This is a genomic window from Streptomyces sp. NBC_01012 (assembly GCF_045162755.1).
In the GTDB taxonomy this organism is placed as follows: Bacteria; Actinomycetota; Actinomycetes; order Streptomycetales; family Streptomycetaceae; genus Streptomyces.
This window is the reverse complement of sequence record NZ_CP108688.1, coordinates 1,637,830-1,653,165: the sequence shown is the minus strand read 5'-3', so window position 1 is coordinate 1,653,165 and position 15,336 is coordinate 1,637,830. Positions and strand designations below refer to the sequence as shown.

The 15,336-nt window shown below is 72.3% G+C and carries 12 protein-coding genes; 7 read left to right on the top strand and 5 right to left on the bottom strand.

Annotated features, from left to right (window positions below; genetic code table 11):
• Window positions 1-140 precede the first annotated feature (140 nt).
• Window positions 141-1,604: an amino acid permease gene (locus OG623_RS07150; protein WP_406145311.1), complete on the top strand. Its 1,464-nt coding sequence runs from the start codon at window positions 141-143 to the stop codon at window positions 1,602-1,604.
• Here the strand turns inward: OG623_RS07150 and OG623_RS07145 are convergent.
• Window positions 1,567-2,016, bottom strand: a complete 450-nt coding sequence (locus tag OG623_RS07145; RefSeq protein ID WP_406151712.1) for an ATP-binding protein — start codon at window positions 2,014-2,016, stop codon at window positions 1,567-1,569. The two genes, OG623_RS07150 and OG623_RS07145, sit on opposite strands and share 38 nt — an antisense overlap.
• Window positions 2,017-2,301: 285 nt before the next feature.
• On the opposite strand from OG623_RS07145, the gene OG623_RS07140 reads away from it, so the two are divergent.
• Both OG623_RS07140 and OG623_RS07135 read left to right on the top strand, forming a co-directional pair.
• Complete coding sequence (locus OG623_RS07140) at window positions 2,302-3,129, top strand: enoyl-CoA hydratase family protein (protein ID WP_406145310.1); 828 nt, start codon at window positions 2,302-2,304, stop codon at window positions 3,127-3,129.
• A gap of 4 nt (window positions 3,130-3,133) precedes the next feature.
• Window positions 3,134-5,482 (top strand): bifunctional salicylyl-CoA 5-hydroxylase/oxidoreductase, encoded by a 2,349-nt coding sequence (locus tag OG623_RS07135; protein ID WP_406145309.1) that lies wholly within the window; start codon window positions 3,134-3,136, stop codon window positions 5,480-5,482.
• On the opposite strand, the gene OG623_RS07130 is transcribed toward OG623_RS07135, so the two are convergent.
• From OG623_RS07130 to OG623_RS07120, 3 genes are all read right to left on the bottom strand, one after another.
• On the bottom strand, window positions 5,463-6,284 hold the full coding sequence (locus tag OG623_RS07130) for a GNAT family N-acetyltransferase (protein ID WP_406145307.1): 822 nt from the start codon (window positions 6,282-6,284) through the stop codon (window positions 5,463-5,465). The two genes, OG623_RS07135 and OG623_RS07130, sit on opposite strands and share 20 nt — an antisense overlap.
• 73 nt (window positions 6,285-6,357) lie before the next feature.
• The gene (locus OG623_RS07125) at window positions 6,358-7,179 is read right to left on the bottom strand and encodes a PaaX family transcriptional regulator C-terminal domain-containing protein (protein WP_406145306.1); all 822 of its coding nucleotides are present in this window, start codon (window positions 7,177-7,179) and stop codon (window positions 6,358-6,360) included.
• A 4-nt stretch (window positions 7,180-7,183) separates the two neighbouring features.
• Entirely contained in the window at window positions 7,184-8,800 is a 1,617-nt protein-coding gene (locus OG623_RS07120; RefSeq protein ID WP_406145304.1) for an AMP-binding protein, read from the bottom strand.
• Between the two features lie 91 nt (window positions 8,801-8,891).
• On the opposite strand from OG623_RS07120, the gene OG623_RS07115 reads away from it, so the two are divergent.
• Window positions 8,892-10,031 (top strand): acyl-CoA dehydrogenase family protein, encoded by a 1,140-nt coding sequence (locus tag OG623_RS07115; protein ID WP_406145302.1) that lies wholly within the window; start codon window positions 8,892-8,894, stop codon window positions 10,029-10,031.
• Window positions 10,028-10,429 (top strand): RidA family protein, encoded by a 402-nt coding sequence (locus OG623_RS07110; RefSeq protein WP_406145300.1) that lies wholly within the window; start codon window positions 10,028-10,030, stop codon window positions 10,427-10,429. The genes OG623_RS07115 and OG623_RS07110 overlap by 4 nt, the downstream gene beginning before the upstream one ends.
• A gap of 56 nt (window positions 10,430-10,485) precedes the next feature.
• Here the strand turns inward: OG623_RS07110 and OG623_RS07105 are convergent, their stop codons facing one another.
• On the bottom strand, window positions 10,486-11,619 hold the full coding sequence (locus OG623_RS07105) for an FAD-dependent monooxygenase (RefSeq protein WP_406151710.1): 1,134 nt from the start codon (window positions 11,617-11,619) through the stop codon (window positions 10,486-10,488).
• 223 nt (window positions 11,620-11,842) lie between these two features.
• Between OG623_RS07105 and OG623_RS07100 the strand changes: the two genes are divergently transcribed.
• A complete protein-coding gene (locus OG623_RS07100; RefSeq protein ID WP_406145299.1) occupies window positions 11,843-14,746 on the top strand; it encodes a Na+/H+ antiporter subunit A in 2,904 nt (967 codons plus the stop codon).
• A 2-nt stretch (window positions 14,747-14,748) separates the two neighbouring features.
• Window positions 14,749-15,330, top strand: coding sequence for a Na(+)/H(+) antiporter subunit C (locus tag OG623_RS07095; RefSeq protein WP_406145297.1), 582 nt, complete (start codon window positions 14,749-14,751; stop codon window positions 15,328-15,330).
• Window positions 15,331-15,336 lie beyond the last annotated feature (6 nt).

Here is a 15,336-nt window from a genome sequence, read left to right as displayed (position 1 = left end):
CTATGGTGCCACTTGGTGGGGTTCGGGCTCGCACGCCCGAACCCCTTTTCCATGTGCCCGGTCCGGAGCGCATGCCAGGTGCGAGCCCCCCCCCACAGGCTCAGTCCCCCGCACCGCCAGAGAAGAGACCCCGTCCCCCCATGACCCCCGCCTCCTCCACCCCGCACAGCCCTGCCCGTAGGGCCGGAGCGCGCATCAAGAGCCCCGCCCTGCTGCTCGCCGAGTCGGGCGCCGACCTGGAAGGACACGGTCTGCGGCGCACCATGGGGCTGTTCCAGCTGGTGTGCTTCGGCGTCGGGGCGATCGTCGGCACAGGGATCTTCGTCGGGCTGTCCGACAGCGTCGCAGAAGCGGGCCCCGCCGTCGTGGTCTCCTTCGTCCTCGCCGCTGTGACCTGCATCTTCACCGCCTTCTCCTTCGCGGAGCTCGGCGGTGCCATCCCGGTCTCCGGCAGCTCCTACTCCTTCGCCTACGCCACGCTCGGGGAGCGGGTCGCCTTCCTCGTCGGCTGGTGCCTGCTGCTGGAGTACGGCGTATCGGTCTCAGCCGTGGCGGTCGGCTGGAGCCAGTACGTCAACGAGCTGCTGGACAGCCTCATCGGCTGGAACCTCCCCGAGGCACTGTCCTCCGGGCCCGGCGACGGCGGCGTGATCAACCTGCCCGCGGTCATCGTGGTCATGATGGCGGCCACCCTGCTCGTGCGCGGCATCCGGGAGAGTGCCGGTGCCACGGCGGCGATGGCGGTCCTGAAGATCGGCATCCTGATCGCGTTCTGCGCGATCGCCTTCACCGCGTTCAAGGACGGGCACCTCTCGCCGTTCGCCCCCCAGGGCATGGCCGGGGTCACCGCCGGTGCGTCGGTGGCGTTCTTCTCGTACATCGGCTTCGACGCCATCACCACCGCGGGCGAAGAGGTCAGGAACCCACGCCGGAACATCCCGATAGCGATCATGATCTGCATCGGCCTGGTCACGCTGCTCTACTGCGCGGTCGCACTCGGCGCCATCGGCGCGCTGGGCGCGGACGCCGTGTCCGACAAGCCGGCCGCGCTCTCGCTGGTCGTGGACCAGGTCACCGGGTCGAGCATCGGCGGCGGGATCATCGCCTTCGGCGCGGTCGTCGCCATCGCGTCCGTCGTCCTCGCGGTGATGTACGGCCAGACCCGCATCCTGATGTCGATGTCCCGCGACGGACTGGTGCCCCGGGTCTTCGAGCGGGTGTCGCCGAAGACCCGTACGCCGGTCGCCAACACCTGGATCGTGGCCGTCGTCTTCGCGGTCCCCGCGGCGTTCTCGTCCCTCGGCGTCGTCGTGAACCTGACGACCATCGGCACGCTCGCCACCATGGCGGTGGTCAATGTCGCCGTCATCGCGCTGCGCCGCCGCGACCCGGAGCTGAAGCGTTCCTTCCGGGTGCCGCTCTACCCCGTCAGCCCGATTCTGGGCGTCGGCTTCTGTCTCTACCTGATGTACGGGACGGGCTGGACGACCTGGCTGCAGTTCGTCGTCTTCCTCGCGGTGGGCGCCCTGGTGTACGCGGGATACGGCCGCAGCCGCTCCCGGCTCGTCAGCCCCGGGCGGACGCAGGGCCCGACGGAAGGGTGAACCAGACCGCCTTGCCCTGCTCCGTGGTGCGGTGACCGCAGGCCGAGCTCAGCGCGCGGATCAGGAGCAGCCCCCGGCCGTGCTCCTGCCACGGGTCCGGCGTGCTGCCGGGCAGCAGACGGGACAGGTTCCCCGGTGGCCCCGGGTCATGGTCATGGACCTCCACCTGGCAGCCGGACGCCAGAAGCTCGACCACCAGCTCGATGGGCCCCGAGCCGTCGGTGTGCTCCACGGCGTTCGCGACCAGCTCCGCGGTCAGCAGCTCGGCGGTGTCGCTGTCCGCGGGGGCGTCGAGTTCCGCCAGCGCCGTACGGATGAGGGCGCGGGCGATGGGAACGGCGGCCGTGGAGTGCGGCAGGGCGATTCGCCAGGAGGGGGGCTGCGGCTGGGGCGCAGGGACGTCGGGCGGCAAGGCGGGTTTTCCGTTCGGGAGCGGGACACCGGCGGGGGACCAGCGCTCCGGGCGGGCTGCGCCCGGGGCGGCGTCCTCCGTCACCGGAGGGTACGGGGGTCTGTACCAGGACTTCCTGCGCTCAACCATACGAAGCGCGACGCCGCAGACATAGAGGCGGTCGGCCGGAGCGAAGGGGACCTTCGCCATAGGTTCGCACTATCGCGTACTCCTGACGACAGTCACAGATCGGTGATAGCTTCGTAGGGCATCAGCATCGGCCCGACGGCTGGAGGGGACCCTTCCATGAGCCCGTTCACCGGCTCCGCCCCGCGCACGGAGCGCTGGGAGCATCTGCGTCTGACGATCGACGACGGGGTGGCGACCGTCACGCTCGCCCGCCCCGAGAAGCTCAACGCACTCACCTTCGGCGCCTACGCCGACCTGCGCGACCTCCTCGCCGAGCTCTCCCGTGAAGGCTCCGTGCGGGCCCTCGTGCTCGCCGGTGAGGGGCGCGGATTCTGTTCGGGAGGTGACGTCGACGCGATCATCGGCGCGACCCTCGCGATGGACACCGCGCAGCTCCTGGACTTCAACCGGATGACCGGACAGGTCGTACGCGCTCTGCGGGAGTGCCCGTTCCCCGTGGTCGCCGCCGTCCACGGGGTGGCCGCCGGAGCGGGGGCGGTCCTCGCCCTGGCCGCCGACGTCCGCGTCGCCGACCCGTCCGCCCGCTTCGCCTTCCTCTTCACCGCCGTCGGCCTGTCCGGCGGCGACATGGGCGCCGCCTACCTGCTGCCCCGTGTCGTCGGACTCGGCCACGCCACCCGGATCCTCATGCTCGGCGAACCCGTCCGCGCACCCGAGGCCGAGCGCATCGGACTGATCAGCGAGCTCACCGGCGAGGGGGAGGCCGGCAACCGGGCCGCCGCTCTGGCCAGGAGGCTGGCCGACGGCCCCGCCCTCGCGCTCGCCCGGACGAAGGCACTGCTCACCGCCGAGCTCGACATGCCGCTCGCCGCGGCCGTGGACATGGACGCCGCCACCCAGGCCCTCCTGATGCACGGGGACGACTACGCCGAGTTCCACGCCGCATTCACCGAGAAGCGGCCACCGAAGTGGCAGGGCAGGTAGCGCGATGTCCTCCTCCGGCACGAGGTCCAGCACGAGGTCCGGCACGAGGCGCATCGCGGTCGTCGGAGGCGGTCCCGGCGGGCTCTACGCCGCCGCCCTCCTGAAGCGGCTGGATCCCGGCCGCGAGATCACCGTGTGGGAGCGCAACGCCCCCGACGACACCTTCGGCTTCGGCGTGGTCCTCTCCGACGAGACGCTCGGCGGCATCGAGCACGCCGACCCCGTCGTGTACCGGGCGCTGAGCGAGGCGTTCGTGCGCTGGGACACCATCGACGTCGTGCACCGGGGCGCCACTCTGACCTCGGGCGGCCACGGTTTCGCGGCGCTGGGCCGCCGTACGCTGCTGCGGATCCTGCACGAGCGCTGCGCGTCCCTCGGCGTACGGCTCCGCTTCAAAACCGCGGCACCGCCCGCCGCCGAGCTCGCCGCCCACCACGACCTGGTCATCGCGGCCGACGGGGTGCACAGCGCCACCCGTGAGGCCCACGCCCATCACTTCCGCCCCACGGTCACCGAGCACCGCAACCGCTACATCTGGCTCGCCGCCGACTTCGCGTTCGACTCCTTCCGCTTCGAGATCGCCGAGACCGAGTACGGCGTGATGCAGCTGCACGCCTATCCCTTTGACGCCTGGGCCTCCACCGTCATCGTGGAGATGCGCGAAGAGGTCTGGCGGGCCGCCGGCCTGGACGCCCGCGACACCGCCGGGTCGGCCGAACTCTGCGCCGAGGTGTTCGCCGAGGCTCTCGGCGGGAGGCCGCTGCGCTCCAACAAGTCCTCCTGGCTCACCTTCGCCACCGTCTCCAACGCGCACTGGTCGCACGGCCGCACGGTTCTCATCGGCGACGCCGCCCACACCGCGCACTTCTCCATCGGCTCCGGCACCAAGCTCGCCGTCGAGGACGCCCTCGCCCTGGCCGCCTGCATCGAGGAACAGCCCGACCTGCCCACCGCCCTCGCGGCGTACGAGGCCGAGCGCCGCCCCGTCGTCCTGTCCACCCAGCGCGCCGCGGCGGCCAGCCTGCGCTGGTTCGAGGAACTCCCGCAGTACGTGGACCAGCCACCCCTGCGGTTCGCCTTCAACCTCCTCACCCGCAGCCGCCGCGTCACCCATGACAATCTGAGGCTGCGCGACCCCGGCTTCACGGGCGCGGTCGAGGACGAGTTCGGCTGTCCGCCCGACACCCCGCCGATGTTCACCCCGCTGCGGCTGCGCGGCCTCGAACTCCGTAACCGTGTCGTCGTCTCGCCCATGGACATGTACTCCGCGGCCGACGGGACCCCGGGGGACTTCCACCTGGTCCACCTCGGCGCCAGGGCGCTCGGCGGCGCCGGTCTCGTCATGACCGAGATGGTCTGCGTGAGCCCCGACGGCCGCATCACGCCCGGCTGCGCCGGCCTGTGGAGCGACGGACAGGCCGATGCCTGGGCCAGGATCACGCGCTTCGTCCATGACGCAGCCCCCGGCGCCGCGATCGGCGTCCAGCTGGGCCACTCCGGCCGCAAGGGTTCCACCCGGCTGATGTGGGACGGTATCGACCAGCCGCTGGAGGAGGGCAACTGGCCGGTCAGCGCCGCCTCGCCCCTCCCGTACGAGCAAGGCGTCAGCCAGATCCCGCAGGAGCTGGACCGGGCCGGGATGGACGCGGTCAGGGACCGCTTCACCGAGGCCGCCCTACGGGCCGCCCGCAGCGGATTCGACCTTCTCGAACTGCACTGCGCCCATGGCTACCTGCTCTCCGGCTTCCTCTCCCCGCTCACCAACCTGCGCACCGACGCCTACGGCGGGCCCCTGGAGAACCGGCTCCGCTTCCCTCTGGAGGTCTTCGACGCGATCCGCGCCGTATGGCCCGACGACCGGCCCATGACCGTACGGATCTCCGCCACGGACTGGGCCCGGGGCGGTACGAGCGACGAGGACGCCGTGGCGGCCGCCCGCGCCTTCGCCGCGCACGGCGCGGACGCCATCGACGTCTCCACCGGCCAGGTCGTCCCCGAGGAGCGCCCCGAGTACGGCCGCTCCTACCAGACCCCGTACGCCGACCGGATCCGGAACGCCCTGGATGTGCCCGTCATCGCGGTGGGCGCCATCTCCTCCTGGGACGACGTCAATTCGCTGCTGCTCGCGGGCCGTGCCGACCTCTGCGCCCTGGCCCGCCCCCATCTGTACGACCCGCACTGGACCCTGCACGCGGCGGCCGAGCAGGGCTACACGGGACCGGGCGTCTCCTGGCCGCTGCCGTACCGCGCGGGCAGCCGCACCCCGCCGACGGGCCGCACCGACGGCCCCAGACCCCGGCTCACGCTCGGCCCGCCGCCGGACTCCCCGGCCGTCACTCCGGATCCGCGGTGATCAACAGGCGGTCGGAGACGGCCTCGTAGCCGATGCGCCGGTACACGCCGTTGCTCGTCGGATGCGCCAGATCCGCGAAGAGCAGCACCTCCCGGGCACCCTCCTCCCGGGCCACGCGGCTGACTTCCGCCGTCACCGCCGCCGCGTAGCCCCGGCCCCGGTGCTCGGGCGGGGTGTAGACGACCGAGACCCGCACCGTGTCCGCGATCCTGCGCGAGACGCCCGCCGTCGCCACCGGCAGCCCGTCCGCCTCCCAGAGCGTGAAGCCGCCGTGTGCGGTGCGCTCGTCCACGATCCGCTCCGCCCGGTCGCCCGACTGCCCGGTCTCGTCGCCGAAGGCACGGATCCAGCCGACCAGCAGCGCCCGGTCGGCCGGGGTCGCGGTCCTGGGCGCGCCCGCGGGAGCCGGCGAGGGCGGTGTCAGCGTGCCCAGCCGGTACAGCCGGTGCTCCTCGTCGACACGGTGGTTCGGCCAACGGGCCGCCAGGGCCAGGGCGGTGTCGCGGTCCGCGTTGACACCGGGCAGTGGCAGCGCCTCGGCCAGCGGTCCGAGCGCCGCCTGCTCCACCGTGCCGAGGATCGGCACGAAGGGCGGTGTGCGCACCAGGGCGCCGGCCACCTCGCCGTCCGCCCCGCGCCACCAGCCCAGCACCGGCGGCTGCGCGCCGTAGGCATCGGGCCCGCTCGACCGCAGGGTGGCGGTGACCGTCAGGAGCAGGGTGTTCTCGACGGGCCGGGCGGCCAGGGATGCTCCGGCCGCGTCCAGGAAGGCGTCCACATCATCGGTGAAGGTCCAGGGCATGCCTCATCCTGTCGGGCGCACGGCCTCCGCGCATCACGATTTCGGCGGGAGGCTCAGGGAGCCTCAGGGAGGCTCAGGGGCTCTCGCGGACGAACCTGGCGCCGGCGTCCCGCAGTCGGCCGTGCAGCAGCCCGAACACCTCCGCCGCACGTCCGCCCGGCCAGTCCTTGGGCAGCAGTTCCTCGGGCAGCCCCGGGTCCGCGTACGGCAGTTGCCGCCAGGAGTCCAGTGCGCGGAGGTAGTCGCGGTAGGCCTCCTCCGGATCCGGCGTCCCCGCGTCGGCCCGCGCCTCCCAGGACCGCAGCACCGGCTCCTGCTGCTCCAGGAAGTCCAGGTGGAGCCCGGCGATGGCCTCCAGGTCCCACCAGCGCGCCACGGCCTCCTTCGTCGCGGCGAAGCCGAGGTGCTCCCCGCGGAACAGATCGACGTACGGGGCGAGTCCGAGCCGCTCCAGCGTGTGCCGCGTCTCCTCGTACAGCCCGGCGGGCGCGATCCACACCCCGGGCGCCGCCGTCCCGAAGCCGAGCCGGCCGAGCCGGGAGCGCAACAGATGGCGCTTGTGGCGCTCGGCTTCCGGCACCGAGAAGACGGCGAGCACCCAGCCGTCGCCCGGCAGCGGCGCGGGCCGCCGGTAGATCCGCCGGTCGCCGTCGTCCAGCAGCTGACGGGCGTCGTCCGACAGGGCGTACCCGGCGGCCCCGTCCGCCGTACGGGCCGGGGTGAGCAGCCCGCGGCGCTTGAGGCGGGAGACGGACGAGCGCGCCGAAGGGGCGTCGACACCGACCACGTGCAGCAGCCGGATCAGCTCGGACACCGCCAGCGGCGCGTTGCCGGGGCGACGGCCGTACGCGCCGTAGAGGCTGACGATCAGGGAACGGGGGGTGTACTCGGCCACGTGATCACTCTAGAGCGGTGCCGCGCAGCAGGAAACGCTGGAGCTTTCCCGTCGCCGTCCTCGGGAGCGCGGGAAGGAACTCGAAGGCGCGCGGGCACTTGTGCGGCGCGAGTTCGGCCTTCATGTGCGTGCGCAGGGCGTCGGCCGAAAGACCGGCGCCCTCGCGTGGCACGACGTACGCCGCCACGATCTGCCCGCGCAGCTCGTCGGCCCGGCCGACCACCGCGGCCTCCAGCACGTCGGGGTGGCGCAGAAGGGCCTCCTCGACCTCGGGGCCCGCGATGTTGTACCCGGCGGAGATGATCATGTCGTCGGCGCGGGCGACATAGCGGAAGTAGCCGTCGGGCTCGCGGACGTAGGTGTCGCCGGTGATGTTCCAGCCGTGGCGTACGTACACCCGCTGACGTTCGTCGGAGAGGTAGCGGCAGCCGACCGGGCCGCGTACGGCCAGCAGGCCGGGCTCTCCGTCGGGCAGCTCCTGGCCGTCCTCGTCCACCACGCGCGCCTGCCAGCCGGGCACCGGGACTCCGGTGGTGCCGGGCCGGATGGCCTCGTCGGCCGCGGAGATGAAGATGTGCAGCAGTTCGGTGGCCCCGATGCCGTTGATGATGCGCAGCCCCGTCCGCTCGTACCAGGACCGCCAGGTCGCGGCCGGGAGGTTCTCGCCGGCCGAGACACAGCGGCGCAGCGCGGACAGGTCGTGGCCGTCGAGCGCGTCGAGCATCACGCGGTACGCGGTCGGCGCGGTGAACAGCACGGAGACGTGGTGGGCCGCGAGCGCGGGCAGCAGCTGCTTGGGGCCGGCCTGTTCCAGCAGCAGGGCGCTGGCGCCGGCCCGCAGGGGGAAGACGACGAGGCCGCCGAGCCCGAAGGTGAAGCCGAGCGGCGGACTGCCCGTGAATACGTCGTCGGGGTGCGGCCGCAGGACGTGGCGGGCGAAGGTGTCGGCGACGGCCAGCACATCGCGGTGGGCGTGCATACAGCCCTTGGGCCGACCTGTGGTGCCCGAGGTGAAGGCGATGAGCGCGATGTCGTCGGCGGCGGTGTCCACCGCGGGGCAGGGCCCGGACCGCGCTGCGGCGAGCGCCGTCAGGTCGTCGGGGGAGTCGCTTCCGTAGGTCGTGATGCGCAGGCCGGGCACCTCGGCCCCGGCCAGGTCGTCGACCGATCTCGCGTCGCACAGGGCGTGGCGGACGCGGGCGAGGGAGCAGATCGTCGCGAGCTCGGACGCGCGCTGCCGGTCAAGCACCGTCACGGCGATGGCGCCCGCCTTCATCACGGCGAGCCAGCAGGCCGCGAGCCAGGGCGTGGTGGGGCCGCGCAGCAGCACCCGGTTGCCGGGGACGACACCCAGGTCGTGGTGGAGCACCTGGGCGATCCGGTCCACCCGGTCCCGCAGCTCGCCGTAGCTCCAGACGTCGCCGTCGGCGCCGCGGAAGGCGGGGCGGTCGGGGCCGAAGCGGTCGGCGGTGCGGTCGAGCAGCTCGTATCCGCAGTTCAGCCGGTCGGGGTAGGCCAGTTCGGGAAGGTCGAAGACCAGCTCGGGCCAGTCGTCGGCGGACGGGAGATGGTCGCGCGCGAAGGTGTCGGTGTGCGCGCTCTCGGTACCGGTCGGCTTCATGAAGCATCGCCCCCCTAGGGGCTTTCGAGCGTATCGTTCGAGTGACGGTAGTCAACAGTCCGCGATAAGTCGTGACAAGAGAGGCGCCGGTATGACGGCATTCTCCCTCGATCCCGGTCGATCCGCCTGGTGCGACGAGCTGTACACACTCGCCCGCGACGAGCTGCGTCCCCTCGCCGACAAGGGCGAGCCCGGCCACGTCAACCGTCCGCTCGTCGAGGCCCTCGGGAGACTGGGGCTACTCGACCGGCTCCTCGGCTCGGGCGCGCTCGATCTCTGCCTGCTGCGCGAATCGCTGGCGCGCGGCTGCACCGAGGCGGAGACCGCGCTCGCGCTCCAGGGCCTCGGATCAGGCCCGGTCCGCACGGCGGGCACCGAGGCCCAGCGCGCGCGATGGCTCCCCGAGGTGCGCGCGGGCCGCGCCGTCGCGGCCTTCGCGCTCAGTGAGCCGGGAGCGGGGTCCGACGCTGCGGCGCTCGCACTCGCCGCACGGCCCGCGCCCGACGGGAACGGCTGGCGCCTCAGCGGCGAGAAGTGCTGGATCTCCAACGCCCCCGAGGCCGACTTCTACACCGTCTTCGCGCGCACGGGCGAGAGCGCGGGAGCCCGTGGCGTCACCGCGTTCCTCGTTCCCGCCGACCGCCAGGGGCTCACCGGGGAGCCCCTGGAGATGCTCTCCCCGCACCCCATCGGGGCGCTGGACTTCGACGGCGTACCGGTGACGGCCGATGATGTGCTCGGCGAGCCGGGCCGGGGGTTCCGGGTCGCCATGGACACCCTGAACCTCTTCCGGCCCAGCGTCGGGGCGTTCGCCGTGGGCATGGCGCGCGCCGCGCTCGACGCGACACTGGAACACACGGCCCACCGCACCGCCTTCGGAGCCCCGCTCAGCGATTTGCAGGCCGTCTCGCACCAGGTCGCCGAGATGGCCACCCGCACCGAGGCGGCCCGGCTCCTGGTGTACGCGGCGGCGGCAGCCCATGACGCGGGTGAGCCCGGCGTGCCCCGGCGCGCGGCGATGGCCAAGCTGTACGCCACCGAGACCGCGCAGTACGTCGTGGACGCGGCCGTCCAGCTGCACGGCGCCCGCGCGTTGCGCCGGGGCCATCTGCTCGAACATCTGTACAGAGAGGTCCGTGCGCCCCGGATCTACGAGGGCGCCACCGAGGTACAGCGCACCATCATCGCCAAGGAGCTGTACGCGACAGCGACACAGGAGCCGCCCGCATGAATCCGCTCACCCGCGTCAACCCCGCCGGACTCGCCCCGCCCACCGGCTTCTCGCACGCCGTCACGGCCACCGGCGGCCGGCTGGTCTTCCTGGCCGGCCAGACGGCGCTGGACGGCGAGGGGAAGGTCGTCGGCACCACCCTGCCGGAGCAGTTCGAGACCGCCCTGGGCAATCTGTTCACCGCCCTGCGCGCCGCGGGCGGCGCCCCGCCGGCTCTCGCCAGGGTCACCGTCTACGCCACCGATGTGGCCGACTACCGCGCCCACGCCGCCGAACTGGGCAGGATCTGGCGGAGGCTGGCGGGACGCGAGTATCCGGCCATGGCCGTCATCGGAGCGGTCAGACTCTGGGACGAACAGGCGCTGGTCGAGATCGACGGCATCGCCGTGCTGGACTGACCCGGACCCGGACCCGGACCCGGACCCGGCCCCGGACCCCGGACCCGGCCCTGACGTCAGTACGGCTCGACCAGCGCGTGGGCGGCGCCCGGCATCCCGGTCTTCAGGAGCTCGTCCTCCTCCGGCGTCGTCGCGGTGCCCGTCTCCTCCTTGAGGATCGCGCGCGAGAGGTTCTGCACGAACATCGCGCGGGAACGGCGGCGCTCCTCCCATGCCGCGATGCCCGCCGCGACGTCCTCCTCCGCGTCCAGCGACCGGGCCAGGACCAACGCGTCCTCCACCGCCATCGCCGCGCCCTGCGCGAGGTTCGGGGTGCTCGCGTGTGCGGCGTCACCGGCGATGACGACCCGGCCGACATGCCAGGGCGCGTCCACGGTGACCTGCGAGATGCGCGAGTACACGACGCCGTCCGCCGTGTTCACCGAGGCCAGCGCCTCGGCGACCGGCCCGCCGAACCCGGCGAGACGCTCGCGCAGCTGCTCGTGCGCCCGTGCGGGGTCGGGCCGGAAGTCCGGCTCCTCGGCCGTCACGGCGGCCAGATACATCAGCTCGTCCGTGATCGGGGTGAGCAGCGCCTTCGTGGAGGTCCGGCCCGCGCTCACCACGACGCCCCGGATCTCGGGCAGCCGGTCCACGGTGACCCGCCAGTTGGCGAAGCCCGTGTACTCGGGGGTGAAGCGATCGCCGTACAGCCTGGTCCGCAGCGGGGAGCCGATGCCGTCGAAACCGACGACCAGGTCCCAGCGGGCACGCGAGCCGTCGGACAGGGTCACCTCGACACCGGCACCGTCGTCGGCCAGCGCGTCGATCGTCGTACCGAAGCGGATCGGGACGCCGGCGGCGACGGCGGCGGTGCCCAGCACCTGGGCCAGGGCGGGGCGTGGGATGCCGTTGCTCGCGGGGACGCCGTCCATACGGGGCTGAGGGATCTTGGCGAGCGTGGCGCCGGCCTGGTCGCAGATGGTCAGCACCTCCCACTCGAAGCCGGCCGCCAGGCAGGCGTCGAGCACCCCGATCTCACGCATGACGTGCAGGGCGTTGGACGGCTGGATGATGCCGACGCCGAGTGCGTCCAGCTCGTCCCGGAGTTCGACGACCTCGACCGTGTGCCCGCTCCCGGCGAGTGCGACGGCCAGGGTGAGCCCGCCGATGCCGCCGCCGTGGACCAGTACGCGCAGCGGTTCTGCCATCTCGGACATCTCCAGGAGGGGTGTGTGGCGCGCATGAGTGGCAAGGCGCCGTTCAGTGACCGGACAAATACGTTGAGGGCGTGGGCACATGAATATTAGTCACACCGCTGGCGGCCGACATGGGCCGTAACCAGCGTGCAGGGGGCTGCGCGGCGCGCCGTACGGGTGAACAAGGGCAGGGGATATATCTGTATTCAGTGCCCTTTGTTCCGGATTGCCTGTCGTGATCGCGCTCATCCTCTGCCACTTCGTGCTGGCGGCGTGCTCGGTGCCGCTCGTACGACGGCTCGGCAGGTACGCCTTCGTCGTGCTCGCGCTGCCCCCCGCAGCCACCACGGTGTGGGCCGTCACCGAGTGGGGTGCGACGTCGGACGGCCGGGCGGTCACCTGGTCCTGGGAGTGGATCGGCACGTACGACGTGTCGGTCGCCCTGCGTCTGGACGCGCTCGCCGAGCTGATGGTGCTGCTCGCGGCCGGGGTGGGCATGCTCGTCCTGCTGTACTGCGCCTCCTACTTCACCGACGCCTCGCCCCAACTGGCCTCCTTCGCTGGGAATCTGCTGGCCTTCGCCGGCGCCATGCTCGCCCTCGTCCTCGCCGACGACCTGATCTCCCTCTATGTGTTCTGGGAACTGACCACCGTCTTCTCCTACCTGTTGATCGGGCACACCAGCGAACGCAAGAAGAACCGCCGCTCCGCCCTCCAGGCCCTGACGGTCACCACCCTCGGCGGACTCGCGATGCTGGTCGGCTTCCTGATCCTTGGTCAGGCGGCCGGCACCTACCGGATCTCCACGATCGTCGCCGATCCGCCCGAGCCGACCGCCGCCGTGTCCGTGGCCGTCGTCCTCGTGCTGTGCGGGGCCCTGTCCAAGTCGGCGATCTGGCCGTTCAGCCTCTGGCTGCCGAACGCCATGGCGGCGCCCACCCCCGTCAGCGCCTACCTGCACGCCGCGGCCATGGTCAAGGCCGGTGTCTACCTGGTGGCGCGGCTCGCCCCCGCCTTCGCCGACGTGCCCGTCTGGCGTCCCGTCGTCCTCGTGCTGGGCGGAGCGACGATGCTCCTCGGGGGCTGGCGCGCCCTGCGTCTCAACGACCTGAAGCTCGTACTCGCCTACGGCACCGTCAGCCAGCTCGGCTTCCTCACGGTGCTCGCCGGTGCGGGCAACCGCAACGCCGCGCTCGCCGCCGTCGCGATGATCCTGGGCCATGCCCTGTTCAAGGCCGCGCTGTTCCTCGTCATCGGCATCGTGGACCACGCGGCCGGCACGCGTGACCTGCGCAGACTCTCCGGTCTCGGCCGCACCACGCCCTACGTCCACGCGGTCGCGGTGCTCGCCGCCGCCTCGATGGCGGCTCTGCCTCCCCTCCTCGGTTTCGCCGCCAAGGAGGCCGCCTTCGACGCGCTGCTGCACGGCGACGCCGCCGACCGCTGGATGCTGGCCGTCGCGGTCATCGGCTCCGTGCTGACCGTCGCCTACACCCTGCGTTTCATGTGGGGAGCGTTCGCCCGCAAGCCGGGTGTCGCCGTCACCCCCGTCCACCGCGTCGGTGCCGCCATCCTGGCGCCGCCCGCGGTCCTCGCCCTCGCCGGGCTCGTACTCGGCCCGGGAGTCGGATGGACGGACCATCTGTTCGCCGCGTACGCCGACGGCTTCCCCGCCCCCGCGCACCCCTTCCACCTCGCCCTCTGGCACGGCTTCGGGACGGTTCTGCTGCTGTCCGCCGTCACCTGGGCGGGCGGCGCCGTGCTCTTCATGGGCCGTACGACGGTCACCCGGCTCTCCCGGCGGGTTGCCTGGCCGACCGCGGACAGCGTCTTCGGGCACCTCCTGCTCGGCCTGGAACGTGTCGCGCTCCAGGTCACCGGCTTCGTCCAGCGAGGCTCGCTCTCCGGCTACCTGGCCATCACCCTGATGGTGATGCTGTTCGGCCAGCTGGCCGTCCTGGTCATGGACCGCCCCTGGGAGGAAGCCGTCGCACCCCGGGTGTGGGACGTCCCGCTCCAGGGCGCGGTGGCCGTGCTGACCTGCGTGGCCGCGCTCACCTGTCTGACCGTCAGCCGCCGGATGAAGGCCGTCGTCCTGGCGGGACTGACCGGCTACGGGACCGCGGTGCTCTTCGTCGTGCAGGGCGCGCCCGACCTGGCACTCACCCAGTTCTGCGTCGAGACGGTGTCGATGATCGTGTTCGTCCTGGTTCTGCGTCGGATGCCGGTGCGTTTCGAGGAGTCGATCGGCACCTGGCGGCGGGCGCTGCGGATCCCCGTGGCGCTGGCCGCGGCGGCGACCGTCGGTGTCGCCGTCTGGGTGGCCGGCGGCTCCCGCGTCGCCGAACCCGCGGGCGCCGCGATGGTCGAGGAGGTCGCCCATCACGGTCTCAAGGACGTGGTGGCCACCATCCTGGTCGATCTGCGTGCCTGGGACACGATGGGGGAGTCCGCGGTACTCGCGGCGGCGGCGATCGGGGTCACCAGCCTCATCTACCTGCACCGGCGCGGTGAGACGGCCCTGAGCAGGGACGAACTACAGGGCGAGACGGCCTGGGCGCTGTCGGGCCGACGGCTCGCCGGCCTGCCGCAGAGCGGCGACGACACCGCACCCGAACGCAGCTGGCTGGCGGCCGGATCCACCCTCGCGCCCGAGCACCGGTCCATCGTCTTCGAGGTGGTGGCCCGGCTGCTCTTCCACCCCATCCTCGTGCTCTCCCTGTATCTGCTGTTCTGCGCGGAGAACATGCCGGGGGGCGGCTTCGTCGGCGGACTCGTGGCGGGCCTCGGCCTCATCACCCGCTATCTGGCGGGCGGCAGATTCGAGCTCGCCGAGGCCGCGCCGCTGCAACCGGGGCTCTTCACCGGACTCGGACTGTTCGTGTCCACCGGAGTCGCCCTGGGCGGCCTCGCCGACGGGACGGTGCTGCACGCCTGGACCTATCACGGGCATCTGCCCGTGCTGGGCGACTACCACCTGGGCACAGCGGTCCTCTTCGACTTCGGTGTCTATCTGCTGGTCCTCGGCGTGGTCCTGGACATCGTGCGGGCGCTGGGCGCCAAGGTCGACCGCCAGATCGAGCGCGCTGCGGGCGCACTGTCCCCCGCGCCGGACACCGGGAAGGGGGAGCGGCGATGAACATGAGCGCCTCGCTCATCGCCACATCCGTCGTACTCTGCGCGGTCGGCGGCATGCTGATGCTCACCCGGCCGCTCACCCGCATCCTGCTCGGCGCGGTGATCGCGAGCAACGGCATCAATCTGCTGGTCCTCTCCTCGACCGGGAAGGCGGGCGCGGCACCCCTGCTCTACGGGGTGCCGCTGCGACGCGTCACCGACCCGCTGCCCCAGGCCATCGCCCTCACCGCCATCGTCATCACGCTCGCCACCACCGCGTTCCTGCTGGCCATGGCCTACCGCAGCTACCAGCTCACCGGCACGGACGAGGTCCACGACGACCTGGAGGACCGGCGTATCTTCCTGCGCGCCGAAGTGCTGGGGGAGCGGGCCGAACTCCGGCAGGAGTACAGGTCGGGGCCCCGCCCCACACGGCAGGAGCGTGCGCACTACCGCGAGGAACACCGCAGGCTGCGGGCCAGGCTGCGCGCCGACCGTGCCCTCCAGGCACGGGGCCGGGACGCCGGCGGAGACCTGTGGAACGACGTGCTGGGAGCCGATCCGGAGGACTACGAGCACGACGAGCCGATCCGGAGGAGCACATGAACGACA